This is a genomic window from Sedimentitalea sp. XS_ASV28 (genome assembly GCF_041224545.1).
Taxonomy (GTDB): Bacteria; Pseudomonadota; Alphaproteobacteria; order Rhodobacterales; family Rhodobacteraceae; genus Sedimentitalea.
Window position 1 is genome coordinate 1 of record NZ_JBGFGP010000059.1, and the last position, 1,114, is coordinate 1,114.

Genomic DNA, 1,114 nt, shown 5'->3' on the forward strand with positions numbered 1-1,114 from the left:
GATGCGAACGCGAGCTGCGGTGGCGATTGAGGCGGGGAAGCCGCTTGAGGTTATGGATGTGAATCTCGATGGGCCGCGTGCCGGCGAGGTTCTGATCGAGGTGAAGGCGACGGGTCTGTGCCACACCGACGAGTTCACGCGCTCGGGAGCGGATCCCGAGGGGGCCTTTCCCGCGATCCTCGGTCACGAGGGCGCCGGCGTGGTGCTCGAGGTCGGCGAGGGCGTGCACAGCGTCGTGCCCGGCGACCACGTGATCCCGCTCTACACGCCCGAATGCCGGACCTGCGAATATTGCCTGAACCCGAAAACCAACCTCTGCCAGGCGATCCGCGAGACCCAGGGCCAGGGCCTGATGCCCGACGGCACCAGCCGCTTCTCGATGCTGGATGGCACGCCGATCCTGCACTACATGGGCTGCTCGACCTTTGCCAACCACACGGTTCTGCCCGAGATTGCCCTGGCCAAGGTGCGCAAGGACGCGCCGTTCGACAAGATCTGCTATATCGGTTGCGGCGTCACCACCGGCATCGGCGCGGTGATCAACACCGCCAAGGTCGAGATCGGCAGCCGCGCCATCGTCTTCGGCCTGGGCGGCATCGGGCTGAACGTGATCCAGGGGCTGCGGGTCGCGGGCGCCGACCAGATCGTCGGTGTCGACCTGAACCCCGGCAAGGTCGAGATGGCGACGCGGTTCGGCATGACCGATTTCGTCAACCCGTCCGAGGTGTCCGGCGATCTCGTGGCGCATCTGGTCGAACTGACCCGGGGCGGCGCGGACTACACCTTTGACGCGACCGGCAATGTCGGCGTGATGCGCACCGCGCTCGAGGCCGCGCACAAGGGCTGGGGCGAGAGCATCATCATCGGCGTCGCCCCCGCCGGCGCCGAAATCAGCACCCGCCCCTTCCAGCTGGTCACCGGCCGCTCCTGGCGCGGCACCGCATTCGGCGGCGCCCGCGGCCGCACCGACGTGCCGAAAATCGTCGACTGGTACATGGACGGAAAGATCGAGATCGACCCCATGATCACCCACAAGATGGGCCTCGAGGACATCAACAAGGGCTTCGACCTCATGCACGAGGGAAAATCAATCAGAGCCGTCGTCGAGTTTTGA

General features: G+C 66.2%; 1 protein-coding gene. It reads left to right on the forward strand.

What is annotated here, in order from left to right:
* The first annotated feature begins 1 nt into the window (after nt 1).
* Nucleotides 2-1,114, forward strand: a complete 1,113-nt coding sequence (locus tag AB9K34_RS02105; protein ID WP_369952794.1) for an S-(hydroxymethyl)glutathione dehydrogenase/class III alcohol dehydrogenase — start codon at nt 2-4, stop codon at nt 1,112-1,114.